This window comes from Pseudomonas sp. NPDC087814 (genome assembly GCF_044742865.1).
In the GTDB taxonomy this organism is placed as follows: domain Bacteria; phylum Pseudomonadota; class Gammaproteobacteria; order Pseudomonadales; family Pseudomonadaceae; genus Aquipseudomonas.
In genome coordinates this window covers 41850-68577 of sequence record NZ_JBIUVK010000001.1, presented here as the reverse complement: position 1 = coordinate 68577, position 26728 = coordinate 41850, and the positions used below count along the sequence as shown (strand labels likewise).

Annotated in this window: 26 protein-coding genes; 12 read left to right on the top strand and 14 right to left on the bottom strand. The window is 61.6% G+C overall.

Going from position 1 to position 26728, the window contains the following annotated elements; translation table 11 throughout:
• Positions 1–26 precede the first annotated feature (26 nt).
• A complete protein-coding gene (locus ACIOMR_RS00345) occupies positions 27–527 on the top strand; it encodes an AAA family ATPase (protein WP_401191575.1) in 501 nt (166 codons plus the stop codon).
• Here ACIOMR_RS00345 and ACIOMR_RS00340 read toward each other — a convergent pair.
• Positions 524–2086 carry a murein L,D-transpeptidase gene (locus ACIOMR_RS00340; protein WP_401191572.1) on the bottom strand — a complete coding sequence of 521 codons (1563 nt, stop codon included), beginning with the start codon at positions 2084–2086 and terminating at the stop codon, positions 524–526. The two genes, ACIOMR_RS00345 and ACIOMR_RS00340, sit on opposite strands and share 4 nt — an antisense overlap.
• Positions 2087–2123: 37 nt before the next feature.
• On the opposite strand from ACIOMR_RS00340, the gene ACIOMR_RS00335 reads away from it, so the two are divergent.
• Together ACIOMR_RS00335 and ACIOMR_RS00330 are read left to right on the top strand one after the other, a co-directional pair.
• On the top strand, positions 2124–2837 hold the full coding sequence (locus ACIOMR_RS00335; protein WP_023658766.1) for a murein L,D-transpeptidase catalytic domain family protein: 714 nt from the start codon (positions 2124–2126) through the stop codon (positions 2835–2837).
• Positions 2838–2923: 86 nt separating this feature from the next.
• On the top strand, positions 2924–3673 hold the full coding sequence (locus ACIOMR_RS00330; protein WP_008435386.1) for a creatininase family protein: 750 nt from the start codon (positions 2924–2926) through the stop codon (positions 3671–3673).
• 155 nt (positions 3674–3828) lie between these two features.
• Here ACIOMR_RS00330 and ACIOMR_RS00325 read toward each other — a convergent pair whose 3' ends face one another.
• Complete coding sequence (locus ACIOMR_RS00325; RefSeq protein WP_219406999.1) at positions 3829–4170, bottom strand: hypothetical protein; 342 nt, start codon at positions 4168–4170, stop codon at positions 3829–3831.
• A gap of 29 nt (positions 4171–4199) precedes the next feature.
• Entirely contained in the window at positions 4200–4838 is a 639-nt protein-coding gene (locus tag ACIOMR_RS00320) for a hypothetical protein (protein WP_023658765.1), read from the bottom strand.
• A 143-nt stretch (positions 4839–4981) separates the two neighbouring features.
• Between ACIOMR_RS00320 and ACIOMR_RS00315 the strand changes: the two genes are divergently transcribed.
• The gene (locus ACIOMR_RS00315; protein WP_177049703.1) at positions 4982–5245 is read left to right on the top strand and encodes a hypothetical protein; all 264 of its coding nucleotides are present in this window, start codon (positions 4982–4984) and stop codon (positions 5243–5245) included.
• A 15-nt stretch (positions 5246–5260) separates the two neighbouring features.
• Here the strand turns inward: ACIOMR_RS00315 and ACIOMR_RS00310 are convergent, their stop codons facing one another.
• Together ACIOMR_RS00310 and yfcF are read right to left on the bottom strand one after the other, a co-directional pair.
• Positions 5261–5992 carry a GntR family transcriptional regulator gene (locus ACIOMR_RS00310; RefSeq protein WP_003210205.1) on the bottom strand — a complete coding sequence of 244 codons (732 nt, stop codon included), beginning with the start codon at positions 5990–5992 and terminating at the stop codon, positions 5261–5263.
• A gap of 33 nt (positions 5993–6025) precedes the next feature.
• Positions 6026–6658 carry a glutathione transferase gene (yfcF, locus tag ACIOMR_RS00305; RefSeq protein ID WP_102368834.1) on the bottom strand — a complete coding sequence of 211 codons (633 nt, stop codon included), beginning with the start codon at positions 6656–6658 and terminating at the stop codon, positions 6026–6028.
• 171 nt (positions 6659–6829) lie between these two features.
• On the opposite strand from yfcF, the gene ACIOMR_RS00300 reads away from it, so the two are divergent.
• Positions 6830–8260: a hypothetical protein gene (locus tag ACIOMR_RS00300; RefSeq protein ID WP_177068529.1), complete on the top strand. Its 1431-nt coding sequence runs from the start codon at positions 6830–6832 to the stop codon at positions 8258–8260.
• Here ACIOMR_RS00300 and ACIOMR_RS00295 read toward each other — a convergent pair.
• Positions 8257–8781 carry a DUF924 family protein gene (locus ACIOMR_RS00295; RefSeq protein ID WP_008435398.1) on the bottom strand — a complete coding sequence of 175 codons (525 nt, stop codon included), beginning with the start codon at positions 8779–8781 and terminating at the stop codon, positions 8257–8259. The genes ACIOMR_RS00300 and ACIOMR_RS00295 overlap by 4 nt on opposite strands.
• Positions 8782–8908: 127 nt before the next feature.
• Here ACIOMR_RS00295 and ACIOMR_RS00290 point away from each other — a divergent pair, with 127 nt between their 5' ends.
• Complete coding sequence (locus tag ACIOMR_RS00290) at positions 8909–9967, top strand: HoxN/HupN/NixA family nickel/cobalt transporter (RefSeq protein ID WP_087692446.1); 1059 nt, start codon at positions 8909–8911, stop codon at positions 9965–9967.
• A gap of 186 nt (positions 9968–10153) precedes the next feature.
• Here the strand turns inward: ACIOMR_RS00290 and ACIOMR_RS00285 are convergent, their stop codons facing one another.
• The 6 genes from ACIOMR_RS00285 to ACIOMR_RS00260 form a co-directional block, all read right to left on the bottom strand.
• Positions 10154–12595 (bottom strand): TonB-dependent siderophore receptor, encoded by a 2442-nt coding sequence (locus ACIOMR_RS00285; RefSeq protein WP_401191565.1) that lies wholly within the window; start codon positions 12593–12595, stop codon positions 10154–10156.
• A gap of 88 nt (positions 12596–12683) precedes the next feature.
• Positions 12684–13631, bottom strand: a complete 948-nt coding sequence (locus ACIOMR_RS00280; RefSeq protein WP_003210215.1) for a FecR domain-containing protein — start codon at positions 13629–13631, stop codon at positions 12684–12686.
• Positions 13628–14125 carry a sigma-70 family RNA polymerase sigma factor gene (locus ACIOMR_RS00275; protein ID WP_102606001.1) on the bottom strand — a complete coding sequence of 166 codons (498 nt, stop codon included), beginning with the start codon at positions 14123–14125 and terminating at the stop codon, positions 13628–13630. Before ACIOMR_RS00275 ends, ACIOMR_RS00280 begins: the two co-directional genes overlap by 4 nt.
• Positions 14126–14372: 247 nt before the next feature.
• Positions 14373–16661 (bottom strand): 5-methyltetrahydropteroyltriglutamate--homocysteine S-methyltransferase, encoded by a 2289-nt coding sequence (gene metE / locus ACIOMR_RS00270; protein WP_401191562.1) that lies wholly within the window; start codon positions 16659–16661, stop codon positions 14373–14375.
• A 388-nt stretch (positions 16662–17049) separates the two neighbouring features.
• A complete protein-coding gene (locus ACIOMR_RS00265; RefSeq protein ID WP_401191559.1) occupies positions 17050–17895 on the bottom strand; it encodes a LysR family transcriptional regulator in 846 nt (281 codons plus the stop codon).
• A gap of 21 nt (positions 17896–17916) precedes the next feature.
• The gene (locus ACIOMR_RS00260; protein ID WP_003210225.1) at positions 17917–18807 is read right to left on the bottom strand and encodes a LysR substrate-binding domain-containing protein; all 891 of its coding nucleotides are present in this window, start codon (positions 18805–18807) and stop codon (positions 17917–17919) included.
• A gap of 117 nt (positions 18808–18924) precedes the next feature.
• Here ACIOMR_RS00260 and ACIOMR_RS00255 point away from each other — a divergent pair, with 117 nt between their 5' ends.
• From ACIOMR_RS00255 to ACIOMR_RS00240, 4 genes are all read left to right on the top strand, one after another.
• Positions 18925–20226, top strand: coding sequence for an NAD(P)/FAD-dependent oxidoreductase (locus ACIOMR_RS00255; RefSeq protein WP_401191555.1), 1302 nt, complete (start codon positions 18925–18927; stop codon positions 20224–20226).
• Positions 20227–20255: 29 nt separating this feature from the next.
• The gene (locus ACIOMR_RS00250; protein WP_003210229.1) at positions 20256–21344 is read left to right on the top strand and encodes a polyamine ABC transporter substrate-binding protein; all 1089 of its coding nucleotides are present in this window, start codon (positions 20256–20258) and stop codon (positions 21342–21344) included.
• A gap of 75 nt (positions 21345–21419) precedes the next feature.
• Complete coding sequence (locus tag ACIOMR_RS00245; RefSeq protein ID WP_003210231.1) at positions 21420–21812, top strand: GFA family protein; 393 nt, start codon at positions 21420–21422, stop codon at positions 21810–21812.
• A complete protein-coding gene (locus ACIOMR_RS00240; RefSeq protein WP_003210233.1) occupies positions 21805–22278 on the top strand; it encodes a GNAT family N-acetyltransferase in 474 nt (157 codons plus the stop codon). The genes ACIOMR_RS00245 and ACIOMR_RS00240 overlap by 8 nt, the downstream gene beginning before the upstream one ends.
• 220 nt (positions 22279–22498) lie before the next feature.
• On the opposite strand, the gene ACIOMR_RS00235 is transcribed toward ACIOMR_RS00240, so the two are convergent.
• The gene (locus ACIOMR_RS00235; RefSeq protein WP_008435410.1) at positions 22499–23161 is read right to left on the bottom strand and encodes a DUF2268 domain-containing putative Zn-dependent protease; all 663 of its coding nucleotides are present in this window, start codon (positions 23159–23161) and stop codon (positions 22499–22501) included.
• A gap of 184 nt (positions 23162–23345) precedes the next feature.
• Between ACIOMR_RS00235 and ACIOMR_RS00230 the strand changes: the two genes are divergently transcribed.
• Both ACIOMR_RS00230 and ACIOMR_RS00225 read left to right on the top strand, forming a co-directional pair.
• Positions 23346–24443: a carboxynorspermidine decarboxylase gene (locus ACIOMR_RS00230; protein ID WP_003211413.1), complete on the top strand. Its 1098-nt coding sequence runs from the start codon at positions 23346–23348 to the stop codon at positions 24441–24443.
• 29 nt (positions 24444–24472) lie between these two features.
• Positions 24473–25717 carry a saccharopine dehydrogenase family protein gene (locus tag ACIOMR_RS00225; RefSeq protein WP_003211412.1) on the top strand — a complete coding sequence of 415 codons (1245 nt, stop codon included), beginning with the start codon at positions 24473–24475 and terminating at the stop codon, positions 25715–25717.
• A 213-nt stretch (positions 25718–25930) separates the two neighbouring features.
• Here the strand turns inward: ACIOMR_RS00225 and ACIOMR_RS00220 are convergent, their stop codons facing one another.
• Positions 25931–26710, bottom strand: coding sequence for an IclR family transcriptional regulator (locus tag ACIOMR_RS00220; protein ID WP_008435411.1), 780 nt, complete (start codon positions 26708–26710; stop codon positions 25931–25933).
• Positions 26711–26728: the final 18 nt, after the last annotated feature.

The window sequence follows — 26728 nt, the reverse complement described above, 5'->3', positions numbered from 1 at the left end:
CGACTCCCCCCTTCGAAGGATCGACCATGCTTATTGTGTTCAGCGGCCTGCCCGGCACCGGGAAGACCACAATTGCCAAGGCCCTTGCCGGCCAATCCGGCGCCGTGTATCTGCGCATCGACACCATCGAGCAGGCCATCCGCGATGCAGGGGTCCTGGAGCAAGGTGTGGGCAGCAGCGGTTACCAGGTGGCCAATGCGTTGGCGTTGAGCAACCTGTTGCTGGGTCACACGGTTGTCGTCGATTGCGTTAACCCGGTGGCTGAAAGTCGTCACGCGTGGCGCGACACTGCGCTAAGCGCCGGTATGCAGCTGGTGAATATCCAGGTGGTTTGCTCCGACATGTCGGAACACCAACGCCGCGTGGAATCACGCACCAGCGATATTCCGGGGCTCACGCCGCCCACCTGGCAGTCCGTCCTGGCCCATGAATATGAGCCATGGGCCGAGTCGCCATTGACCGTCGATACGGCGCGCTTGCCTCCCCATGAGGCGCTGACGATGATCAACGCTCAGCTAAGCGCCTAGAGCGCACTCTCCAACGCTTTCATCAACACCGGGTCGCGCCCGTAAATGTCCGGCGCGTAGAGCAACGCGCCCTTGCCATCGACCTGCACCGTCCAATACCCCAGCAGCACCGGTACCGGCGTCGCGAGCCGGAACTCGTGGGTGGTTTCCGTCGCCAGCAATTCTTCGGTGCGGATCTTCTCCGCCGGGCTCACCAGGAAGTCGCGCAACAGCAGCGGCTGCTCAACCCTCACACATCCCGAACTGAAGGCCCGCGGGCCTTTGGAGAACAGCGGCTGGCTCGGCGTGTCGTGCAAGTACACCGAATACGGGTTGGGAAAGCGCAGCACGATCCGGCCCAGCGGGTTGCGCGGGCCGGCGCCCTGGCGCAGCAGGATGTTGCCGGGGTGCGACCAGTCGACCTGTTCCGGTGCCAGCGGGTTGCCCTGGCTGTCGAGCACTTGCAGGTTCTGCTGGCGCAGGTATTCGGGGTTCAGGCGGATCGCCGGCAGCTTGTCCTCGCGCATGATGGTGGGCGGGATGGTCCAGGTGGGGTTCAGGGTCAGCCGGGTGATGCGCGACTTCAGCAGCGGCGTCTGGCGGTCGGCGCGGCCGACTTGCAGGCGGGTTTGCCACACGGGCACGCCGCCCTGGTAGAAGCTCAGTTGCGCCGCTGCCACGTTCACCAGCACGCCCTCGGGTTCCAGGTCCCGGGACAGCCAGCGAAACCGTTCAAGGTTGATGCGCAATTGTTCGCGGCGAATCGCCGGGCTGATGTTCAGCTCGGTGACCGTGCCGGGGCCGATCACGCCGTCGGCTTGCAGGGAATGGCTTTGCTGGAAGGTCTTGACCGCGTTGACCAACTCGCCACGGTATTGCGTCCCCGCGGAGGTGGCGTTCAGGTAGCCGCCATTGACCATTCGCCGCGCCAGTTGCGGCACCCGCGAATCGTCCATGCCCGGGCGCAGCAACGGGCCGCTGGCCACGGCTTCCCAATGCTGCAACGGTTGCTGGCGCAAGGCGGCGTAGGCACTGCGCAGGCCAAGGTATAGCGGCGCGCTCGGGCGGGCCTGGTCGAAGGCTTGGGCGACGTTCTGCATGCCGGCCTCGGCCATGGCCAGCAATTGGGTGTCGGGGTCCGGGGCCGGTTGCGAATGCCAGACGGGCTCGAAGCGCGACTGCTGCAAGCGGCCGAAATGCAGGTCCTGCAGGGCTTGCAGGTACTGCTGGCTGGTACCGATATCGATGCACAGCACGTTCCCCGTGGCATCCGCCGGGGGCAGTCTATAGTGAGTCGGGTCCAGGCCATCGTCGGCCAGCAACTGCAGTTGGGCTAGCAATGCGGCGCGGCGATCCCCCTCGGACCACAGCACCACGTCGCCCTGCTGCTGATAAAACGCCTGCAGACGCGCCAGGGAAGGCGCATCGACCTGCCCGGCCGGGCCTGGGCAAACGGTCGACAATTGCGAGAGCGCCAATTGCACCGGGGCCGGCGACACCACCAACAGGTCTTCGGCTGTCGCGACCAGCGGTGCAACGAGCAGGCAAATGCTCAAGTAACATGCGTGTTTTTTGAACAATCGCTTAGCTCCCATCCACGGCGGAGATGCTTTATACATGCTGACCTTTTGCTGCCGACTCGGCCTGATCATCTCGACCTTTGCCTCGCTGAGCACCGTTGCGCTCGCAGACACGGGTAAACCTCTTACTCTGTATAGCAGCCTCGCCCACGCCGCTCCAGAACTCAACCCCGATGTACTGAAAAGAGCCTTGAGCGCCATGCAATGCGCGGTGGGCAATGGCATCGAACAGTCCGACCGGCTGGCGGTGATCGACTATTCCCAACCTTCGACCGCTCGTCGCCTATGGATCTTCGACCTGCGCAAGAAGACATTAGTGCTGCGGGATTTGGTGGCCCACGGACAAAAATCCGGGGAAAACTTCGCCACCCAGTTCTCCAACCGTGAAGGCAGTTACCAGTCCAGCATTGGCTTGTTCCGCACCCAGGAGAGCTACGAAGGCGCCCACGGCTACTCGCTGCGCATGGACGGCCTGGAGCCGGGTTTCAATGACCGTGCACGGGACCGCGCCATCGTGATCCATGCCGCCGACTATGTAAGCCCGTTGTGGAGCAAGCGCGAAGGCCGTATCGGCCGCAGCCAGGGCTGCCCCGCCGTACGCCCGCAGGTAGCGCGCCAGGTGGTGGACAAACTCAAGGACGGCCAGTTCATGTTTTCCTGGTACCCCGACCAGCGCTGGCTGAAGTCCTCGGCTTACCTCAACTGCAAGCCGCGCCAGATGGCGAGTGCCGGTACTGTCAAAGGCGGTTGATGCTCTCGCTGTTGCCGTGCACCATGCGGCTCACGCCACCAGGAACTCCACCGTGTTCCTGGGCTTGATGAGAGAGAGAACCTGAGATGCTTTTACATCAATCCACCTGGATCGAGATTGGCCAGTTTCTGGAACGCAGCCGCAGCATCGTGATTCCCATCGGCTCCAACGAACAACACGGCCCCACCGGCCTGTTGGGCACCGACTGGATGTGCCCGGAAATCATTGCCCATGAAGCGCAGAAGAACGCCGACATCCTGATCGGCCCGACCTTCAACATCGGCATGGCCCAGCACCACCTGGGCTTCCCGGGCACCATTTCCCTGCGCCCTTCGACCTTTATCGCGGCGATTGGTGATTGGGTACGCTCGTTGGCAGGCCATGGTTTCGAGAAGATCCTGTTTCTCAATGGCCACGGCGGCAATATTGCCTCGATCGAAGCGGCGTTCTCCGAGCTGTATGCCGAAGCCAGCTTCAGCGGGCGCCCGTCGGGTTATGCGCTGAAACTGTGCAACTGGTGGGACCTGGAAGGCGTGAACGAACTGGCGCACCAGCAGTTCCCGGTGGGCCACGGCAGCCATGCCACGCCGTCGGAGATCGCCGTGACCCAATGGGCCTACCCGGACGCGATCAAGTCGGCAGACTACTCGCCGCAAATCGCCAACACCGGGCCGATCCGCGAAGCCCGCGACTTCCGCGCGCGATTCCCGGATGGGCGCATGGGTTCAGACCCGGCGCTGGCCACCCCGCAAAAAGGCGGTGAGTTGGTGGCGTTGGCGGCCAAGGGGTTGGTGAAAGCGGTCGAGACGTTCAGCAGCGAGCCAAAGCCGAGCTGAATCATTCGCTCAAGACAATGAAGATCAACTGTGGGAGCTGTCGAGCTTTAGCGAGGCTGCGATGGGATCACCTCGGTGTCACTGTCATACCGCAGCGATGCCATCGCAGCCTCGCTTAAGCTCGACAGCTCCCACATTAGATCCTCGCTCGTCGATTACAGGCAATCCTGCGCTGCATGCTCGAACCGCGATGGCTTGAACGCCGACGCCAACGGCTTGCGCTCGTACAGGAACACCTTGCCGCCGTCCTGGGACTTGTAGACTTCGAGGATGTTGTCCGCGGCGATCTTGCTGCTCACCACGATCCGGGCATGCCGCGAATTCTGCGTGACCGTGGAGGTCATGCCGTTTTTCTCGAACTTGGGCACCACGCACTGCACGTAGGCTTCAGGGTCCTTGGCGGTTTGCAGGGTGAGGGTTGGGGCATTGGGGGCGGATGCACAGCCCGTCATCAATAAAGAAGCAGAAGCCATCGCTGGCACTAACAACACGCGCATAAAAATTCCTGAAAAATAAACGAAGTGGGCTAACCGGCAGCGACCAACGCCTTGAGCGAGGCATCGAACTGCTTTAATGCGTTCAACTGAACGTCGCGCTGCTGCCCAATCTGTGCAGCGATCTGGGGCGCCGTTTTGTCATGTACCCACACATTAGGCAAGTGCATTTGCATCGAACCCTCGGCTTTGGCGATGTATTGCAGGTCAAGGTCATAGAACTTGGCAACAAACCGCGCTTCCACCCGATCGTTACGCTGGGTCAGCAATTGGTTGTAGGTATCGAGCATCACCACCACATCCGGGTGCGCCTGCAACAGCGCATCAAGGTTGTCGTAACGGGTGACCGAGGCAAAGGTGTGCCGCAACGAAGCCATCAGCCAGTCAATCGCCAGGTCCGGGTCGGAACTGTCGACGAAGGCCTGGCGAATCTGCTCGTCCAGCTGGCCCTTGGCACCATTGACCGCCATGGCGTGGTAGCGCGCCAGGTACTCAAGGTTGTCGAGGGTGTTGTCGCTGTAGAGCACGCCGACCGATTGCGAATGCTGCAACCCGACCGGGCTGGCGACGATTGGCGCCAGGTGGCTGGCTTGAAGCCCCCCGGCCGACGCAGAGCCGACCATTGTGCTCATCAGCAGCGCCACCAGGGCCAAACCGGTAAAAGTCCTCATCGCAGGGTCCTTGCACATCATGTTCAATGGTGGCAATTGTCCTCCTTTTTCAGAAAAACAGAACTCGCAATACTTGATGGTGACTATTATCTAGAGCAATAGTGTCGTGCAGGCCGCCTCACACAAAATGATAAGGAACGCCTATGAAGCCCCACCAGAAAACCTTCGATCGCATCCGTGAAGCTGTGCTTCCGGAGTTTCGCGAGCGGGTTGCCGATTACCTGGTCGACTATGAGGAAGTGCTGCTGGACAACGCCGCCGAACCGGAAGTGGTCTACGCGATTGCCCAGCAACTGCGTGGCTACTTGCGCGGCTTGAACACCACCCGGGTACTGGGCATGGCCGACTGGGAAGACCTTGACCGCCGGGTGGTGCAAACCTGGCTGGTGCTGCTCAAAGCCGAATAGCACCGCGCCTCAAGCTCAGCGTATATCCACGCGATAACGGAAATGTTCGGCGTGGCCACGGCCGCGTCGCAACTCCAGGGGTTGGCCGGCGTAATCCCGGGCCAGCCGCTCGATCACCATCACCGGGCTGCCCACCGGCACCTGCAACCAGCGGGCCCACACGTCATCGATGGACTCGGCAGTCAGGGCTTCCTCGGCAGAAGCGACTACTTGCCCGCAGACTTCTTCGTAGGTGGGATACAACAGCAATCCCTGCCGGGTCAGATCCACGTCCAGCAGCGCCTGGAACCGCTCGCGCGGCAGCCAGATTTCCTCGGCCAGCACTGGCCCGGTGTCCAGCACGTGTACCCGCACGATGCAGATTACCGGCGCATCCGCTGCCAGCCCCAGCACCTCGCTCACCGACAACGGCGCCTTCACCGGCTTGACCGACAGGATCCGGCTCTGCGGCAGCTGGCATTCACCGCCCGGGCCCTGGAAGCGGAAACACCGGAACAACGACGACTGAAACTTCGGGCGGCGCACAAACGTACCACGGCCCTGCTGGCGCTCCAGAATGCCCTCGCCCACCAATGCCTCGATCGCTTTACGCACGGTGCCGGTAGACAGCTGGTACTGGGTGGACAACACCGCTTCAGGGGGAATAGCCGCACCGGCACGCCAGTGATTATTGGCAATCTGCTCAATCAGATGATCCCGAAAACGCTGGTACAGCGGCAGGCGGGAGTCACTCGACAGTATATTCATGGATCAGGATTCACTTAGTAATTGAGGAGGTGACTACAGCGACGGTCGTGCCTGCTTGACCCATTCCTGGACCGAAGGCCGTTGCCATTGGCGCTGGGCGTACGCCACCAGGTTGGCGGGCACGCTGTCACCGTTGAGGATCAGCCGATTGAGCATCACGGCCAGGTCCACGTCGGCAATCGACCACGCGCCGAACAGGTAGTCGCGACCGTCGGCCAACAGCGCCTGCGCCGCGTTGATCAGCGTGTGGGCCGCTGCTTCAGCAACCGGCGACAGCGGTTCGCCCTTGAGCCCGTAAAACACCACCAGGGTCGAGCGTTCCTGCCGAATCGGCATCAAGTCACTGCGCAACCACGCCTGTACCTGCCGCGCCCTCGCCCGCTGCCGGGGTTCGGCCGGGTACACCGGCACCTGCGGGAACACATCCTCCAGGTACTCGGTAATCGCCGATGACTCGGACAGCGCAAACTCACCCTGCACCAGGGTCGGCACGCGCCCCGTCAGCGACAAGTGCGTGTACGCGTCAGTCTGGTTCTCGGCCGTGTCGAGGTTCAACGTGAGCAGTTCAAATTCAAGGCCCTTTTCCCGCAGGGTCACAAACGCCGACATCGCGTAGGGACTGGTGAAATGGGCGTCAACGTACAGGCTCAGCGGGCGATGGTTCACGGCGACATCTCCTTGGTGGGAGCACCACACTACGAGATCGCGCCACGCAAATGAAATGCGCGGTTTTTATGGGGGCATTCCTGGCTGGAATACCATCGATAATGGCAATACTATGGCCCCTTGAACCCCACCCGTAACGCCCCGAAAAGCGGATCAAGGAACGATCACTAGATGAAACAAGCGGTTATCGTCATCCACGGAATCGGCGAGCAGCGCCCGATGGATACCCTGCGTGGCTTCGTCGAAGCGGCGATCCCGGCGGACACCCCCGAGGCGACGCCTTTCTACTGGAGCAAACCCGACCGGTTTTCGCGCAACTTCGATTTGCGCGTGTTGAAGTCGGCGGGTCGCAACACCACCGATTTCTACGAGTACTACTGGGCCCACAAGATGCAGGGCACCAAGGTCGGGCACCTGCTCAGTTGGCTATGGGACATTTTCAAGCGTCCGCGCCGGGATATCCCGACGGCCATCGTGCCGATCTGGCGCGCTACGCGCTGGGCCTTGCTGGCCCTGCTCGTGCTGCTGGTCAGCGGAACCCTGGCGACGCTGTATGGCCGATTCCCCCACAGCGACAACCCCTTCGCCCTGATCCCGGTGCTGCTGGCGGTGATCGGCCTGGCCCTGAAGTACTCGGCACTGTCATACCTTGGCGATGCCGCCCGCTACCTGAGCCCCAACCCGCAGAACGTGGTGGTGCGCGAACAGATCCGCGCCGATGGCGTCGACCTGCTGCGCGCCCTGCATGACAAGGGTGATTACGACCGCATCATCGTCGTCGGCCACAGTTTGGGCAGCGTGATTGCCTACGACATCGTCGGCTACCTGTGGCACGAGCATCACGATCAGTTACGCCCCGGCGGCCCGGAACTCGCCGCCCGCTACGCCAACCACGAGCGACTGCAACCGGTGGTCCAGGACACGCTGCCAAAGGCTGGAAACGCCCTCGACGGCCGCCTGCAAAGCCTCCTCAGGTTCCGCGAACAGCAAGCCGAAGCCTTTATCGAACAACGCAACCTCGGCAACCCGTGGCGCATCACCGACCTCGTCACCCTCGGCAGCCCGATGGCCCACGCCAGCCTGTTGCTGGGCCGCAGCGTGAGCGACTTCCAGCGCCGCATCGAACGCCGCGAAGCCCCCGCCTGCCCGCCGACGCTCGACGATAAGGGCTACGGCTACAGCGGCCGGCTGCCCGTCACCGTGGGCGGTCGCCCATTTTCACCCCTGTACTTGCACCATGCCGCGGCCTTCGCCGTGACCCGTTGGACCAACCTCTACTTCCCCGCGCCCCTGGGCCTGTTTGGCGACATCGTCGGCGGCCCGGTCAGCCCGGTGATGGGCCCCGGCGTACTGGACCTGCCGGTCAGCGTGGGCAAATGGAAAGGCTGGCTCGCCAGCTCCTGGCTCAGCCACACCCATTACTGGAGCGAACGCGGCGGCGCCAAGGGCTACCTGAATAAACTGACCACCGATGACGCGGCGATTACCCAAGGCGAACGTCCGTCGGCGACTGAAGCGTTGCGCTGGGCGATTGATCTCAAGGGGGTGCGGCGTTTTCGCCAGGCGGGCGTCAGAGACTTAGTGGCTGAACCCGAGGCCTAGCCCGAAAAGCCACCGTCCTCCAGGAACGCCCGCTCCTCCTCTGTCGTGACCCTGGCCAACACCTCATTACGATGAGGAAAGCGCCCGAACCGCTCGATGATGCGGGCGTGCTCCTTGGCCCAGCGGTAGGTATTGGCATCAAGGTCCTTGTTCAGGGCCACCGACAGCTGTTGATCCCCGGGATCTTCAGAATGCTCGAAGGGCAAATAACAAAACGCCCGCAACGGGGTTTCGATCGACTTGTCCATCCCCGCCTCGACCATCTGCCGCGCGTACAAACGCGCCAGCGGGTCGGTGGCGAACATATGCGCCGTGCCACGGAAGGTATTGCGCGGGAACTGGTCCAGCAGTAACAGCAACGCCAGCGCGCCTTCCGGCGTTTGCATCCAGCTCTCCAGTTCGCGCCGGGCCGCCTGCAAATGCGTGGTGTAGAAAGCCTCGCGAAAACGCCGGTCAAACCCTTCATCCTTGGCAAACCAGAGCTTGGGCCCCGCCTGTTTCCAGAACTCAATAACCGCCATTGCTGCATTTTCGATCGTCGTCACAATCCTCTCCTCACTCACTCCACAAATTTCATCATCACTCTAAACAAAATCTATAAAGTTTCGGAACGTGTCTGAATGTTTCCAACGCACACAGGTAGTGTTGATGATCCTACGCCTTGCCCAGATTTTCAGTGACTCCAGCACCCAGGTTCGCGCCAAGCTGTTTGGTATCTACGGGTTGTTGATCGGCATTAACGTGGTCGCCTGGATCTGGGCGCTGGTGGCGTTCCATGAGCACCCGGTGTTGCTCGGCACCGCGCTCCTGGCCTACGGTTTCGGGCTGCGGCATGCGGTGGATGCCGACCATATCGCCGCCATCGACAACGTGACCCGCAAGCTGATGCAGGAAAAGAAACGTCCGGTGGCGGTGGGCTTCTTTTTCTCCCTGGGACATTCTTCGGTGGTGGTCCTGGCATCCATTGGCGTCGCGTTTGCGGCCTCGGTGATGCAGGCGCGGTTTGAAGGGTTCAAGGCCATCGGCGGGGTGATCGGCACGTCGGTTTCGGCCTCGTTTCTGTTGGTCATCGCCTTGATGAACCTGGTGATCCTGCACGCGATCTACAAGGCCTGGCGCCATGTGCGCCAGGGCGGTGCGTATGTGGAGGACGACTTCGACCTGCTGCTGGCGGACCGGGGTTTCATGGCGCGGATTTTCCGCCCGGTGTTTCGCCTGATCAGCCGCAGCTGGCACATGTACCCGTTGGGTTTCCTGTTCGGCCTGGGCTTTGATACGGCCACCGAGATCGGCCTGCTGGGGATTTCTGCGACCCAGGCCTCTCAAGGGCTGTCGCCGTGGGCGATCATGGTGTTCCCGCTGCTGTTCAGCGCCGGCATGTCCCTCGTGGACACGCTGGACGGCCACCTGATGCTGGGGGCATACGGCTGGGCGTACATGAAGCCGATCCGCAAGATCTACTACAACATGACCATCACCCTGGTATCGGTGGTGGTTGCGGTGGTGATCGGCAGTATCGAGGCGTTGGGGTTGATGGGTGACCAGTTGGACCTGAAGGGATCGTTCTGGAGTTTTATCGGCTCGCTGAACGACAGTTTCGGGATGCTGGGCTACATGATCATCGGGATCTTCGTGGCCAGTTGGGCGATCTCGGTGATGCTGTATCGCCTCAAGGGCTTTGACCGGATTGAAGTGAACGCGGGTTGACCGAGGGACATTCAGCCTTGTTGTGGCGAGGGAGCTTGCTCCCGCTGGGTCGCGAAGCGGCCCCAATAAGGCAATCGAGAGCCACCTGAAAGAACACCGTGTCCTTTTTTTGGGGCTGCTTCGCAGCCCAGCGGGAGCAAGCTCCCTCGCCACGGGTTGTTCATCACCTGATAGGTTTTCGCAGGTTCAGAAATCCACCGTCGCCGACAATTTCACTGTCCGCGGCTCACCCTGGGTCAGGTAGTTATTGGCCGTCGACGCCGACGACCAGTACGCCTTGTTCGCTACGTTTTCGACGTTGGCGCGCAGGGTGATGTATTTGTCATCCGCCTTGAAGCCATAACGCGCCCCCAGGTCGACGCGGGTCCAGGCCGGGATGCTCAGGCTGTTGGCGGCGTTGACGTATTCGCCACCGGTGCGCAGCATCCGTGCGCTGACCGCCGCACCCTGGATGCCCGGCACATCCCAATCCGCACCGACGTTGTACTGGAAGCGCGGCACACCCGCGGCGCGGTTGCCGTCGGTGGCACCGTTGGAAGTGCTCTTCTGTTCGGTGTCCATCCAGGTGGCGCCGGCCAGCAGGCGCAGGCCGTCGATGGGCTCGCCGAACACGTTGAGTTCCACGCCTTTGTTGATCTGTTCACCGTCGACAGTGAAGGTGTCGAACTTCTGGCCTGGGAACCGGGTGGTCGCGTTGTTCGGCTGTTCGATGCGGTACACACCCAGCGTGGCGCCATAGTTTTCCCAGTCCAGCTTCACCCCGGCTTCCGTCTGCTTGCTGCGCTTGGGCGGGAAGACTTCGCCGGGGTTGGTCACGTTCGTGAGTGGCGCCGTCGGGCCCTGGGCCAGGCCTTCGATACGGTTGGCGTAGAACGACACGTGCTCCCATGGCTTGATCACCAGGCCATAGACCGGTGTGGTGATGGACTCGGAGTACGGTGTACCCCGTGCCCCCGTGGCCGTGTTCCAACTGTCCACCTCGATGGTCTGGCGCCGTACGCCCAGGGTCAACAGCACCCGATCATCCAAAAAGCCCAGGGTGTCGGACACCGCCGCACTCTTGATGCGGTTCTTGCCGACAACCCGCGGGTCGTGAATATCACTGCCGAAATAGGTGTTGGTAGGTCGCGGCGTTTGCGTCGGGTCGTACAGGTTGCCGGGCTGGCGGTTGGCTTGCAGGATCGCCTCGTAGGACGAGCGCTGCTCGCCCCAGATCCCCGACAGCCCGAAGTTCATCTGATGGGTCACCGGCCCCGTCGCAAAGTGCCCGTTCAAGCCGGCCATGGCGCTTTTGTTGTCTTCGTCATGGGGTGAATAGAGGAAGCCCACCTTGGCGCTGCCATCGTTGGCGACATACAGCGACGAATACTGGCCGTTCTCCCGAGTGTGCTTGGCGCCACCTGCCGCGTAGGCCGTCCAGTTATCGTTCAAGTCATATTCGGCGTTGACCATGCCGTAGGTGTCTTCCAGCTGCGACCAGCTCCAGTCCTGGGCGTAGTTGTCCTTGGCCGACGGCGGGCTGGGCACTTTGGTGCCGGTCAGGTAGACCACCGAGCGGCCGTTATTGATGCGTTCTTTCTGGTAGCCAAAGTCGGTGGAGACCCGCAAGCGCTCGCCGCGATAATCCAAGGCGACGGCGATCAACTGCGAGCTTTTGTTTTCGTCATCCACAGCGGTTTCGCCGCCGTGCCGCGCCAGGTTGACCCGGGCGCCAAAGCGGTTGTCTTCGCCAAAGCGTTGGCCGAGGTCGATGTGGCCGCCGGCCTGGCTGTCGCTGGCGTAATCGAGGGTGACGCTGCGGGTGGGCGTGTCTTCAGCGCGCTTGGGCACCAGGTTGACGCTGCCGCCGATCCCGCTGCCCGAGGGCGACACGCCGTTGACGAAGGCATTCGGGCCCTTGAACAACTCCACCCGTTCCAGGGCTTCGGTAGTGATGATCTGCCGGGGCAGCACACCGTACAGGCCATTGAATGCGATGTCATCGGTGCTCAGCGGCAGCCCGCGAATGGTGAACACCTGGGAGAAGTTGCCAAACCCGGACGACTGGCGCACCGACGCGTCGTTGAGCAATACGTCGCCGACGGTTCGCGCTTGTTGGTCGGCGATGGTTTTCGAGGTGTAGCTGACCACGCTGAATGGCACGTCGTTGATGGACCGATTGCCCAACACGCCCAGGCGTGCAGAACGTGCCACCTGGCCACCGGCATACGTGTCTGCCTGCGCCCCGCTCGCTTCACCGCTGATGGTGGTGGCGCCCAACTCCAACGCACCGCCGTTGGCCTGGGGCACCACGGTATAACCGTTGGTGCCGGTGCCTTGCAGGGTGTAGCCGCTGCCTTGCAGCAACTGGGCAAAACCCGATTGTGCGCTGTAGCTGCCTTGCAGCCCCGGGCTTTGTTGATCGTTGAGCAACGTGGAATCGAACGACAACGGCACCCCGGACAACGCCGCAAACTGCGCCAGCACATTCCCCAGCGGCCCCGCCGCGATGTTATAGCTGCGCGCCGCACTGCTTGGCGCAGCGTCTTCTGCCTGGGCGTTCTGCAACGGTGCGACGGCGGCAAGGGCGACCGCCAGGCTCAGTGCCTTCAACGGACGGGGGCAGTACGGGAGCGGTCTGGCGGTCATGGGCATTCCTGTCGGCGCGGAGCAATGTTGAGGGTTCTCCCCTACACCGGGCGACAACGAAAAAGGTATCAGCGAAAGTTGAAAAAGATCAGCGCGGCTCGACCGTCACCCAATACCCCGTCAGGCTGCTGACCTTGACCGGCAAGGTTTCCTGCAACAGGTGCAGGCTGGCATCGGTATCGCGCAGGGGAAACGCACCCGACACCGTGAGGTCGGCAACCGAGGCATGGCAGCGCAATACGCCGGCGCGATAACGCCCCAGCTCATCCAGCAGGTCCGCCAGGCGCATATGCTGGGCCAGCAGCATGCCGTTCTCCCAGGTCAGGGTGCTGACGTCCAGCGGCTCGACGGCGGCTACCCGGTCAACACTGAAGGCGCCCTGCTCGCCCGCCTTGACGATCACCCCCTGGCCGGCATGCACCGCCAGCAACTCCACTGCGCCTTCGGTCACGGCCACTCGGCTTGCCTGCTCACCCACCCGCACGCTGAACCGCGTGCCCAAAGCCCTGGCGGTACCGTGGCGGGTCTGGACGATGAACGGGCGATGGGCCGAATCCTTGGCGGTGGTGATCAGCACTTCGCCCTTGAGCAGCTCGATACGCCGCACCTGCTCGGAGAACGCGATATTCAGCGAGCTGCCGGTGTTGATCAGCATGCGTGTGCCGTCGGGCAAGGTGAGGTTCCTTTGTTCGCCGATGGCCGTGTGCTGGTCGGCGGTCCACTGCTGCCACGGCACCTGCCGATACGCCAGCCAGGCCGCCGGGCCGGCCGCCAGCAACAACCCGAGCGCCTGGCGTCGGCCGAGGGATTTTTTGCGCCCGATGCGCTTCAAGGTATCGCCGGCAATCGCCGCCGGCACGCTGTTGAAGTCCCCCAGAATCGCCTGCGCCCGTTGCCAGGCCTGGGCATGCTGGGCGCTGCGGCCCTGCCACTGGGCGATGGCGCGGCGGTCCTCATCGGTGGCGCTGCCGGATTGCAGCTGCACCATCCAGTCGGCGGCTTCACCGAGGATCAGCGGATCAATCGACTGGCTCATGCCACGCTCAGGCAGGCCAGGAAGGCATCGCGCATGTAGCGTTTGACCGAAATCAGCGACACACCCAGGGCATCGGCGATCTGCTGATAGGTCAGGCCGTCGATCTGCGACATCAGGAAGGCCTGGCGGGTTTTTTCCGGCAGATCCCGCAGCATCGCCTCAATGCGGTACAGCGCTTCGAGGATCAGCCAGCGGGTTTCCGGCGAAGGAACATGCTGTTCGGGCAGGTGGGCGATGGTTTCCAGGTAGGCGCGTTCCACTTCCTGGCGGCGCCAGCTGTCGATCATCAGGCCCTTGGCGATATGCGTGAGCAATGCCCGTGGCTCGGCGCCCAGGTTGCCGGTGGTTTGCCGGGTGAGCAGGCGCATGAACGTGTCATGGGCCAGGTCGGCGGCATCGCTGGCGTTGCCCAGCTTGCGGTCCAGCCAACGGTGCAACCATCCATGGTGTTCGCAGTACAGGTCCTGGATATGCAGATTGAGGGGAGACGACATGCCGATCACCGGGGCGCGCCGGGCGGTGAGACCCAAGCGTAATTAAGAATTGATCGCATTCTAGTCTGCGCGGGGTAATGCTGGCAATTTCATGATTTTGATAACGCCGGTGACCCAATGTGGGAGCGGGCTTGCTCGCGAATGCGGTGGGTCAGTCGACATCTCCAGCGGCTGATACTCCGTATTCGCGAGCAAGCCCGCTCCCACATTTTTGAGCTTCACCCGGCGTGTGATTCCGGGTGTTGGATCAGGCCAGTTCGGCCCGCAGTTGACGCGCCGCTGTCACCATGTGAATCAGTGCCGCTTCCGTCTCCGGCCAGCCACGGGTTTTCAGGCCGCAATCCGGGTTGACCCACAGGCGTTCGGCCGGGATGCGTTTGGCTGCCTTGCGCAGCAGGTTGGCCATTTCCGAGGCATCCGGCACCCGTGGCGAGTGGATGTCATACACACCTGGGCCAATGTCGTTCGGGTAGGCGAAGGCTTCGAATGCCTCCAGCAGCTCCATGTCCGAGCGCGAGGTTTCGATGGTGATCACGTCGGCATCCATCGCCGCGATAGACTCGATCACATCGTTGAATTCGCTGTAGCACATGTGGGTGTGGATCTGGGTTTCGTCGCGCACACCGGAGGCGCACAGGCGGAAGACTTCGGTGGCCCAGTCCAGGTATTCCTTCCACTGCGCCCGGCGCAACGGCAAGCCTTCGCGGAACGCGGCTTCGTCGATCTGCACGATCTTGATCCCCGCGGCTTCCAGGTCCACCACTTCGTCACGAATCGCCAGGGCGAGTTGCCGCGCCTGTTCTTCGCGGCTCACGTCTTCACGGGGGAACGACCACATCAGCATGGTCACCGGGCCGGTCAGCATGCCCTTCATCACCTTGTTGGTGAGGCCCTGGGCGTAGCGGATCCACTCCACGGTCATGGCTTTCGGACGACTCAGGTCACCGAAAATCACCGCCGGTTTCACACAACGGGAACCGTAGCTCTGCACCCAGCCGAAGCGGGTAAATACATAACCGTCCAACTGTTCGGCGAAGTATTCGACCATGTCGTTACGCTCGGCTTCACCATGCACCAGCACGTCCAGGCCAAGGTTTTCCTGCACTTCGACAGCGTGGCGGATCTCGCTGTGCATGGCTTCGACGTATTCGGCTTCGCTCAACTTGCCGGCCTTGTAGGACTGGCGAGCCAGGCGGATCGAAGCGGTTTGCGGGAACGAACCGATGGTGGTGGTCGGGAACAGCGGCAGGTTCAGGCCGGCACGCTGTTTCTCGATACGTTGGGCAAACAGCGAGTCACGCTGGCTGTCCTTGGCGGTGATCGCCGCCACACGGGCTTGCACCGCCGGCTTGTGGATACGCGGCGAAGCGGCACGGGCCGCCTGCACGGCACGGCTGTCGGCCAGGGCAGCGATCACGTTCGGCGCTTCAGGCTGGTTCACGGCCTGGGCCAGCACCGCCACTTCTTCGCACTTCTGTACGGCAAACGCCAGCCAGCTTTTCAGCTCGGCATCCAGCTTGTCTTCACGGCCCAGGTCTACCGGGCTGTGCAGCAACGAGCAGGATGGCGCCACCCACAGGCGATCGCCCAGGCGCTCATGAGCATGCTGCAAGGTGGCCAGGGCTTTTTCCAGGTCGCAGCGCCATACGTTACGGCCGTTGACCACGCCCAGGGACAGCACCTTATAAGCCGGCAGGCGATCGAGGATGGTCGGGTACTGATCCGGTGCACGCACCAGGTCGATGTGCAGGCCGTCCACCGGCAGGTTGGCTGCCAGGCCGAGGTTCTCTTCCAGGCCGCCAAAATAGGTGGCCACCAGCTTCTTCAGCGGGTCGCGCTGGATCAGGTTATAGGCACGCTCGAAGGCGTTTTTCCAATCCTGCGGCAGGTCCAGCACCAGGATCGGCTCGTCGATCTGCACCCACTCCACGCCCAGGTCCGCCAGGCGCTGGAAGATCTGGCCGTAAAGCGGCAGCAGGCGGTCCAGCAGGTCGAGTTTGTCGAAATCACCACCCTTGGCCTTGCCCAGCCACAGGTAGGTCAGCGGGCCGATGACCACCGGCTTGACGGTGTGGCCGAGGTCGCGGGCTTCCTTGACCTCTTCGAACAGTTGCTCCCAACCCAGCTGGAATTGCTGGTCGGCGCTGAATTCAGGGACCAGGTAGTGATAGTTGGTGTCGAACCACTTGGTCATTTCCTGGGCGTGGGCACCGCCGCAGCAGTTGTCACTGACGCCACGGGCCATGCCGAACAGGGTGTGCAGGGTGGCTTTGCCGTCGGCCGGGCGGAAACGCTCGGGGATCACACCGAACATCAGCGAGTGAGTCAGTACCTGGTCGTACCAGGCGAAGTCACCGGCGGGCAACAGTTCGATGCCGGCTTTCTTTTGCAGGTCCCAGTGCGTCTTGCGCAGTTCACGACCTACGGCGCGCAGGCCGGCTTCGTCGAGTTCGCCCTTCCAAAACGCTTCCTGCGCTTTTTTCAGTTCACGATCGCGACCAATGCGCGGGAATCCAAGGGAATGGGCAACAGCCATGACGTAAAGCTCCAATGTGTTTGTATGGGAGCCATTGTCGGGATCGAGTGATAGTGAGACAAACTCATTTTATTTTAGATGATCACAAGTTCCACTCATGATGAAATGCACCGCCCAGGCCTGAGTGATCGCGCGGCGCTCACGCTCCATGCGCGCGGGAGTGGGTGGGCCTTGGTTTTGCTTATCACTGAAATAGCTGGCGGCGTCTGTTTCGGTGCCCGGCCGCTCAGCATACTTTTGCTTCCCAAGCCCCAAGGAAGCCCCCACATGGAACAGCAGCAGCCACTGACCACCCTCCTCGTTCACTTCGTAGCCCTTGGGCTCACACTCCTCGGCATCGGCAGCCTGGCGCTGCTGATGGCCTGGGCCGGGCGTCTGATTTTCTAGTTCAATCGGCGGGAATATCGGCGCTCAAGGTGCGGATCAACGCTTGCGCCTGAGAGTCCCGCTGCGCCGTATACAGCACCACTTCACGACTGGGCAGCGGCGGCAGGTCGAAACGCTGCTCCACGTCGACGCAGCCACTGGGCGCCATTCGCCCAACCATCGCGCCGATGCCAATTCCCGCCACCACTGCAGCGCCGATCGCCAGGATCCCGCTGCCCACGAACGCCTCTTCCCAGGCACGGTTCTGCTCGGCCAGCGCCGCCATCACCATGCTGCGCATGCCGCAGGGTTCCGGCTGGATCGCCAGGGGCAACGCCCCGCCCTGGCGCAATTCGAAGTAGTGGGAAGCCATCCAGCCAAAGCGTTCGATGCCCACCACTTCGCCGTCCTGGCGACGGTTGTCGTGCCGCAGGATCATCGCCACATCCAGCTTGCCCTGCTCGTAGTTCATCAACATATCCCGCGAGGTGCCGAGGCTGAACGCCACGATCACGTCCGGGTCGGTGGTCGCCAAACGTCGCAGCCACAGGCTGAGATCGGCGCCGACAATGTGGTGGCTGACGCCCACGCGCAAGGTGCGTTTCTGCGGGCCAAAACAGTTCATCGCTTCCTGGTAGTTGTCCAGCAAGCGGCGGGCACTGGCCAAAAACATCTGGCCATGGGCCGACAGCGTGACCCGTCGCGGCGTGCGCTCCAGCAGCTTGCGGCCAAGGCTTTCTTCGAGGCGTTTTATCTTCAGGCTGATAGCCGCCTGGGTGCCGCCGATGGCATCGGCAGCGCGGGTAAAGCTCTTGAGTTCGGCGACCAGGACGAACGCCTGGATGGCGTCGATATCGGGCATTTTCATGGATGGGCTGGCGATAGAGAGTCAAGACGTGACGTTAGCATGCCGCGCCTGCTGACCAAACCACTGCATGATGAGCACGCAGCCTGGGTGTGACGCCGCCGATGACTGCAAGCACAATGCATACACCCCGCCGGTCACCAGCGGCTGACCAAACGGCACCACCAACACACCCCGTTCGATCGACTCGGCCGCCAGCGTCAGATCCGTCATCGCCACCCCAAGCCCGCGCGCGGCGGCATCCAGCGCCAATTCGTCAAGGTTGAACGGGATATGCCGGTAGTCGTCCAGCGACCGCGCGCCATTGGCCGCCAGCCAGGTCATCCAGTCCTGCTTGTCGGCTGAACGATGCAGCAGCGCAAAGTGTTCGAGCTGTTCCACGGAAGCCAGTGGCCCCAAACCCGGCGCGCAGACCGGCACCAATGATTCGTGGAACAAGGTCAGCCGCGCAGGATCGTTGTCGGGCTTGGGCAGGTAAAGGATGTAGGCATCGCTGTCACTCGCCGGCTCGACCACCTCGGTGGCGACGGTCTCGATTGCCAGGGAAATATCGGGATGGTTGCGATAGAAATCGCTGAGCTTGGGCAGCAGCCAGCGCACCGCCAGCGACACATGCAGGCGGATGCGAAACGGACGTTTACGAGGCGAGAGCCGATCCTCCAGCCCCTTCAGTTGCGCCAGGATGCTCCGGGCACTGGCCAGCACCTGCTCACCTTCGGAGGTCAGGCGCAGGCTGCGGCTGGTCCGGGTGAACATCGGCACGCCGAAATGGCTTTCCAGTTGCTGGATTTTGCGGCTCACCGCGCTTTGGGTCAGGCACAGCTTCTGCGCAGCCACGGTGAAGCTCGCGCAGTCGCTGACTTCAACCAACGCCTGAAGGCCCTGCAGCGAAGGCACGTGACGGATGTTATCCATGCGTTTTCCGAATGGCTGGATGATTTTATAACGTTGGTTGTATCACCGCAGGCCCTATAGATTCCAGCTGCAGCCCGAACTTATTTATGCCAGCAACGCATACAGCCGAGGATCTTCATGGAAAACACATGTGGCTGGATTGCCCAGACTGAAAGCCTCCCCGCCCGGGACCGACTCACCGGCCTACAAAAAGCCGACTGGCTGGTGATCGGCGCCGGCATCACCGGTTTGTGTGCGGCGCACAACCTGGCCGAGATGCACCCCGAGGCGCGCATCGTGATCGTCGACCGCCAGCGCGCCGCCCAAGGTGCCTCAGCGCGTAATTCCGGTTTTGTGGTGGCCCATGAGCATCCCGCTGCAAGTGAACTGATGGGCAACGCAGGCTTCGCTGACTTTGAGGTGGACACCGCGATCTCCCGCGCAGCCAGCGATGAAGTGCGCGAGCGCATCGCCCGCCATGCCATCGACTGCGACTTTCGGGACAGCGGCTACTACTTCGCCGTGCACGATCGCGACAAGCTTGCGCATGTGGATGCCAAGTTGGCGACCTTGCGTGCCGCGGGTGCTTCAGCGCAGTTCCTGCAAGGTGCCGCACTCGCGCAGACACTCGGCACCGAGCATTACCAGGCCGCCATCTGGTGCGGCCACGGCAACGCCTTGCTGCAACCGGCGAAGTATGTGAAGGGTTTGCTCGAAGCGCTGCCGGACAACGTGACGCTTTATGAGAACACCGACATCACCGGCCTTGAGCGCATGGCCAATGGCGGCATTCGCGCCAACGGCCTGGACGCCTGCATTGAAGCCGGCCAGGTGCTGGTGTGCCTCAACGCCTTTATTCCACGGGTGGGCCTTGAGGCCAGTGCGACGTTCCCGATGGAACTCAGCGCCAGCCTCACCCGCCCTCTCAGCGATGAGGAATACCGCCGGATCGGCGCAGTGGAACCGTGGGGCGTGCTGTCCACGCGGCCACTGGGTGCCACGGTGCGCCTGACACCGGACCATCGGGTGATGATCCGCAACACAGCGGAGTACCGCACCCGGGACTTGTCCAACGGCGACCTGTTGCACCGGCGCCAACACCATGTAAAGGGCTTGCAGCGACGCTTCCCGTGGCTGACCGAACAAGACATCCACTACACCTGGACCGGCCACTTGAGCGCCTCCCGCAGCGGTCAACCGTATTTCGCGCGGGTCGAAAGCAACCTGTATGCCGTCGCGGGCTGCAACGGTTCAGGCGTGGCCCGCGGCACGCTGTGGGGTCGACTGCTGGCCGAGTGGGCGTCGGGCCAGACTTCCTCGCTCCTGCACTCTGTGATGCACAGGGCACAGCCCGGCTGGCTGCCACCCCGGCCGTTGTTCGACATCGGTGCCATGCTGCGTATGGGCGTGGAAACGGTTCGAGCACGGACAGAAATCTAGAACAAGAAACCTCGATAAAGGTGATTCACATGCACATCAACAGTCTGTCCCTGGCGGTCATCCTCAGCGCGCTCCCGGCGGCTGTGTACGCCGCCGAAGAAGTGAACATTTCCAACTGGAACGGCTACATCGCCGATGACACCTTGACCAGTTTTACCAAAGCGACCGGGATCAAGGCGACCTACGACATTCACGACAGCAATGAAGTGCTGGAATCCAAGCTGATGACCGGCAATACCGGTTATGACGTGGTGAGCCCGTCCAACCACTTCCTCTCGCGGCTGATCAAGGCCGGGGCGATCCAGAAGCTCGACCGAAGCCAACTGCCCAACTGGAAAAACCTCGACCCGTTGCTGATGAAAAAGCTGGAGACCAACGACCCGGGCAACCAGTACGGCTTCCCGTATATGTGGGGCACGGCGGGGATTGGCTACAACGTCGAGAAGATCAAGGCGATCTTCGGCACCACCGACGTCACCCATTCCTGGAGCCTGTTCTTTGATGAAAACAACATCAAGAAACTCAGCGCCTGCGGCGTGGCGATTATCGACAACCCCACGCAGATCCTGCCGATCACCCTCAACTACCTGGGCCTGCCGCACCACAGCCACGAACCGGCCGACTACAAAAAGGCCGAGCAGGCGCTGTTGAAAATCCGCCCCTACATCCAGTACTTCCATGCCTCCAAGTACATCAGCGACCTGGCGAACGGCAATATCTGCGCAGTGATCGGCTTTAACGGCGACGTGGTACAGGCTGCCGCCAGCGCCAGGGAAGCGAAAAACGGTATCAGCATCGCCTACTCGATCCCGGACGAAGGCTCGACATTGTGGCTGGACATGGTGGTGATGCCCAAGGGTGCACCGCACGAGAAAAACGGCTATGCCTATATGAATTACCTGCTGGAGCCCAAGGTGATTGCCAACATTAGCAACAGCATCCACTACGCCAACCCCAACAGCGCGGCGGATGAGCTGGTGACCCCTGAGGTGAAGCAAGACCTGGCGATCTACCCGCCGAAAAGCGTGATGGACAAGCTGTTTATCGTGGAGGACCTGCCGCCAGCGATTGCGCGGCTGGCCACTCGGTTGTGGACCAAGTTGAAGACCAATACGTGATACCGAAAACCGGACTTGCTCAAGGCTCATGGGAGAGCGGTATAGTCACTCCATTGAGCTTGGGATTGAATCAACATGGAAGGACTTCACCAGGGTAGCTGCCTGTGCGGCGCGGTCAGCTACCGAGTATCGACACCGCTGAAAGCTGTGACGCATTGCCACTGCAAAAAATGCCAAAAGAGTCATGGCTCCGCCTTCGCGACATACGCGAGTGCTCCGAAATCGTCGGTGCACATCGAGTCTTCGCTGCAAACGCTCAAGGCTTATGAATCTTCCGAGGGTGTGTTTCGTGAGTTTTGCTCACGCTGCGGCTCGTCGATGTTCTGGTCCGATATCAATGGTGTTTACCCAGACTGGGTCTCGATAGCAATCGCTACACTCGATACGCCGCTCTTGCCTGGCAAGCAGGAGCACTCCTGCGTTGACTCCAAGGCCGCTTGGCTGGATCTGGAGAATCGCAGTGGCTGAATCAGAGGACGGTTTGTCGATACGCACCCTCTCGGCGTTGCCCGAAGAGATCCTGGTATTGGAAGCAGAAGCCGTCGCCGAAGGATTCAGGTTTCTCACGCGACTCGTTGCAGAGTGGTCCAGCGGCGCCAACCGTTTTGACCAGCCAGGCGAATGTCTTTTGGGTGTATTCAGCAACGGGCAGTTGATCGCCGTTGGCGGTTTGTCCCATGACCCTTACGCAGGTCCGGAGGTTGGCAGGCTGCGCCGGGTGTACGTCGCACAGGCATCAAGGGGACGCCAGGTGGGCAAAGCGTTGGTGGGCCAGCTTTTGGCACGCGCTGCGCAATCCTTCCATGTCGTGCGCCTGTCTACCGACACCCACGAGGGCGCAAGCTTTTATCTGCGCTGCGGGTTTGAGCCGGTACAGGACGAACATGCAACTCACGCTAAATCATTAATTGATCAGGAGGCTTCATGCAGGTGATCAACGACAACCGGCCTGAATACGTTCGGGGGGAGATGACGGTTTGATGTCAGTGTGGGTGCGTTTTTGTCATGTGGGAGCTGTCGAGCTTTAGCGAGGCTGCGATAGCGGTGTGTCAGGCAGCTTATTTTATCGGCTGTGCCGCCGCCTTCGCAGCCTCGCTGAGGCTCGACAGCTCCCACAGGGGATAGGGGTTGTTTGGTGGGCTTGTGTTTCAAAGTCAGGCCACCAACCCCGCTTTGGCGGCATTGGCGAGTATGTCTTGGGCGGGTACATTGACCCATGTGGCGGCGTCCACCTCGCCCTGTTTTGCCAGCCAGGCCTCCACCATCTGGTAGCCCAGCGTGTATCCCAGCCATCTTGGCCGCGCGCCGGTACCAAAGAACCATTCACTGTGATCGTAATACGTGGCGTCTAGAAGCTGGCGGTCTACCGGGGCACTCAGCAGTTCCTGGGGGGCAAGCGCCCGCTCCCACAACTCCGGCTCACTGCCCAGCACCTGCCGCACAAACTGCCCGGCCAGGCCCTCACTGACCATCGCCTCCCCCAGCGTCCAGCCATAACCGGGGCCCGCCATGCGCAGGCAATGGTGCACCTCATGCACCACGTGTCGACGCAATGCACCGCTTTGCAGGCTGGTGAGGAAATTCGGGTTATCGGGATCAAGGGTCATGCTGAACATCGTGCTGCGATAAGCACGGCCCACCAGGCCGAGTTCCGGAAGGGTCTCCCCCGGCAACCGCTGGATCAGAATGTCCAGCCGCGGCGGCGGCAGCAGTTGCGCGATTGCCTCGTAGGCAACCTCAAACTCTCGGATCAACTCCGGGCGAAACTGCGCCAGGCTCCCCGAAGCTTCCAGCCAATGCAGCGTCCATGCGTCCATTCTCACCTCTCGTCGCCCAAGCCGTGGTCCGTTATCAAAGCGGCTCATCATACCTACGGCCTGTCATATTCACAGGCCAGCTTATAACCGGGCCAGCAAATTCCGCTGACTAACCTTTCGATCTGTCCCAAGTGCGGGCACAATGCGTGTCCTTTTTTGGCAGGCACCGCCGCAGGCTCTGAAAATGATCAAAACGCCGTACTACCTCATCGACAAACAGAAGCTTCTGGTCAACATGCAGAAGATCGCCTACGTGCGCGAACAGTCCGGCGCCAAGGCTCTTCTGGCCCTCAAATGCTTCGCCACCTGGTCGGTGTTCGACCTGATGCAGGAATACATGGACGGCACCACCTCGTCGTCGCTGTACGAGCTCAAGCTGGGTCGCCAGAAGTTCGAAGGTGAAGCCCACGCCTACAGCGTGGCCTGGGCCGACGATGAAATCGAAGAGATGCTCGACAACTGCGACAAGATCATCTTCAACTCCATCAGCCAACTGCAGCGCTTTGCCGAGCGCAGCGAAGGCAAGACCCGTGGCCTGCGCGTCAACCCGCAAGTGAGCAGCTCCGACTACCTGCTGGCCGACCCGGCGCGCCCGTTCAGCCGTCTGGGCGAGTGGGACCCGGTGAAGATCGAAGGTGTGATCGAGCAAATCTCCGGCTTCATGTTCCACAACAACTGCGAGAACGGTGATTTCAACCTGTTCGACCAGATGCTCAACACCATCGAAGAACGCTTCGGCGCGCTGCTGCACAAGGTCAACTGGGTCAGCCTCGGCGGCGGCATCCACTTCACCGGTGAAGGCTATGCCATCGACGCCTTCTGCCAGCGCCTCAAGGCGTTCTCGCAGAAGTACGACGTGCAGGTGTACCTGGAACCCGGCGAAGCGGCGATCACCAACAGCGCCTCCCTGGAAGTGACCGTGCTCGACACCCTCTACAACGGCAAGAACCTCGCCGTGGTAGACAGCTCCATCGAAGCCCACCTGCTGGACCTGCTGATCTATCGCCTCAACGCCAAGCTGGCGCCGAGCAATGGCGAACACACCTACATGGTGTGCGGCAAGTCGTGCCTGGCCGGGGACATCTTCGGTGAGTACCAATTTGATCAGCCGCTGGCCATCGGCGATCGACTGTCGTTCATCGACACGGCAGGCTACACCATGGTCAAGAAAAACTGGTTCAACGGCCTGAAAATGCCGTCCATCGTAGTGAAACAACTCGACGGTACAGTCGAAGTGGTTCGTGAATTTGGTTACGACGACTACCTGTCCAGCCTTTCGTAAAGCGGACAGATAAAGGAGAGATAAAGCAATTGAAAAAGAACGTTCTTATCATTGGTGCAGGAGGTGTCGCCAAGGTGGTGGCCCACAAGTGCGCGCAGCACAACGACGAACTCGGTCGTATTGCTATCGCGTCGCGCAACATCTCCAAATGCCAGGCCATCATCGACAGCGTCAAGGCCAAGGGTAGCCTCAAGGTACCCGCCGACATCCAGGCCTTCGCGCTGAACGCTTTGGACGTGGAAGCGACCAAGGCACTGATCCGCGAGACTGAATCGCAGATCGTCATCAACGTCGGTTCCGCGTTCCTCAACATGTCGGTATTGCGTGCCTGCATCGACACCGGCGTGGCGTACCTCGACACCGCCATCCACGAAGAGCCGGGCAAGGTCTGCGAGACCCCGCCGTGGTACGGCAACTACGAATGGAACCACCTGGAAGAGTGCAAACAGAAGAACATCACGGCCATCCTTGGCGTGGGCTTCGACCCGGGTGTGGTCAACGCTTATGCAGCGCTGGCGCAACAAAAGCATTTCGACCGCATTGATTCGATCGACATTCTCGACGTCAATGCCGGCTCCCATGGCAAATATTTCGCCACCAATTTCGACCCGGAAATCAACTTCCGCGAATTCACCGGACAGGTGTGGAGCTGGCAGAACAGCCAGTGGACCAGCAACACCATGTTCGAAGTCAAACGCACCGACGACCTGCCTGTGGTCGGTTCGCAGAACCTGTACCTGACCGGCCACGATGAAGTGCACTCGCTGTCGAAAAACCTCGACGTGCCCAATGTGCGTTTCTGGATGAGCTTCGGCGAACACTACATCAACGTGTTCACCGTGCTGAAAAACCTCGGCCTGCTCTCCGAAAAACCGGTCACCACCGCCGAAGGCCTGGAAGTCGTGCCGCTGAAACTGGTCAAGGCCGTGCTGCCCGACCCGTCGTCGCTGGCGCCTGGCTACACCGGCAAGACCTGCATCGGCGACCTGGTCAAGGGCACCAAGGATGGCCAGCCACGCGAGCTGTTCATCTACAACGTGGCCTGCCACGAAGAAGCCTTCGCCGAGACCGACAGCCAGGGCATTTCCTACACCGCCGGCGTACCGCCGGTAGCCGCAGCGCTGCTGGTTGCCCGTGGCGAGTGGGACGTGAAGCACATGGCCAACGTCGAGGAACTGCCGGCTGAGCCGTTCCTGAAGGCGCTGGACGTGATGGGCTTGCCGACTCGGATCAAAGACGAGAACGGTGACCGTGCCTGGGATGCGATTGCCTGATAGGCGATAGTTGACCGAACAAAAAAATGCGCCCTCAGGGGCGCATTTTTTGTTGGGGCTCACACCAATCTCAAAGAATGATGAAGATCAAAATGTGGGAGCGGGCTTGCTCGCGAATGCGGTGTGCCAGTCACTGCATCTGGCGACTGATACACCGCATTCGCGAGCAAGCCCGCTCCCACATTTTGGATTTGCTGTGTTCTTGAGAGCGGGTTACTCCAGGTTACGCGCCGAATTGCTCAACGCCCTTGAGCACTGCAACAACGCCGGCGCCAACTGCTTCTCTGCATCCGCCCGGCTCCAGCGACTGGTCGGCGCCACCACATGCACCGCTGCCACCGGCCGACCATTCGCCCCCAGCACCGGCGCGCCGATGGTCATGTCGCCCAGGAACAGTTCCTGGCCATTCACCGCATAGCCCTGCTCGCGCACCTGCTGCAACGACTCCATGATCCTGTCGACCTCAGTCAACGTCTGGCTGGTGTGCGCCACCCGCTGGCTATGCTCGATCAATGCCAGCGCCTCATCCTGCGGCAACGCACTCAGATACGCGCGCCCCGACGCCGTGCAATACATCGGCACCCGCGAGCCAATCGGCATATGTACCGGCACGAAGCCCGAGCTGACAAACCGCGCGATATACGTCATGTCGTAACCCGCAGGCTCGGTCAGGCACGAGGTTTCTCCCGTCAGGCGGGTCAATTCCGAGAGGAACGGGTTGGCCACTTCAATCAGCGAATGCGCATCCAGATAACTGAAGCCCAACTCCAGCACCCGTGGTGTGAGTTGGTAATGACGGGTGCGCGAGTGTTTCCGAAGGTAACCCAGGCTCTCGAGGGTAAACACCATGCGCTGGGCCGAGCTTTTGGTCATGCCGGCGGCCTCGGCCACCTCTGCAAGGCTCATGCTGCGGCGCTGGGCGCTGAATGCCTTGAGCACCGACAGGCCCTTTTCCAGGGATTGGTTGTGCAAGCTGTTGCGTTCTTCGGACATGGCGAACTCGCGGTCAGG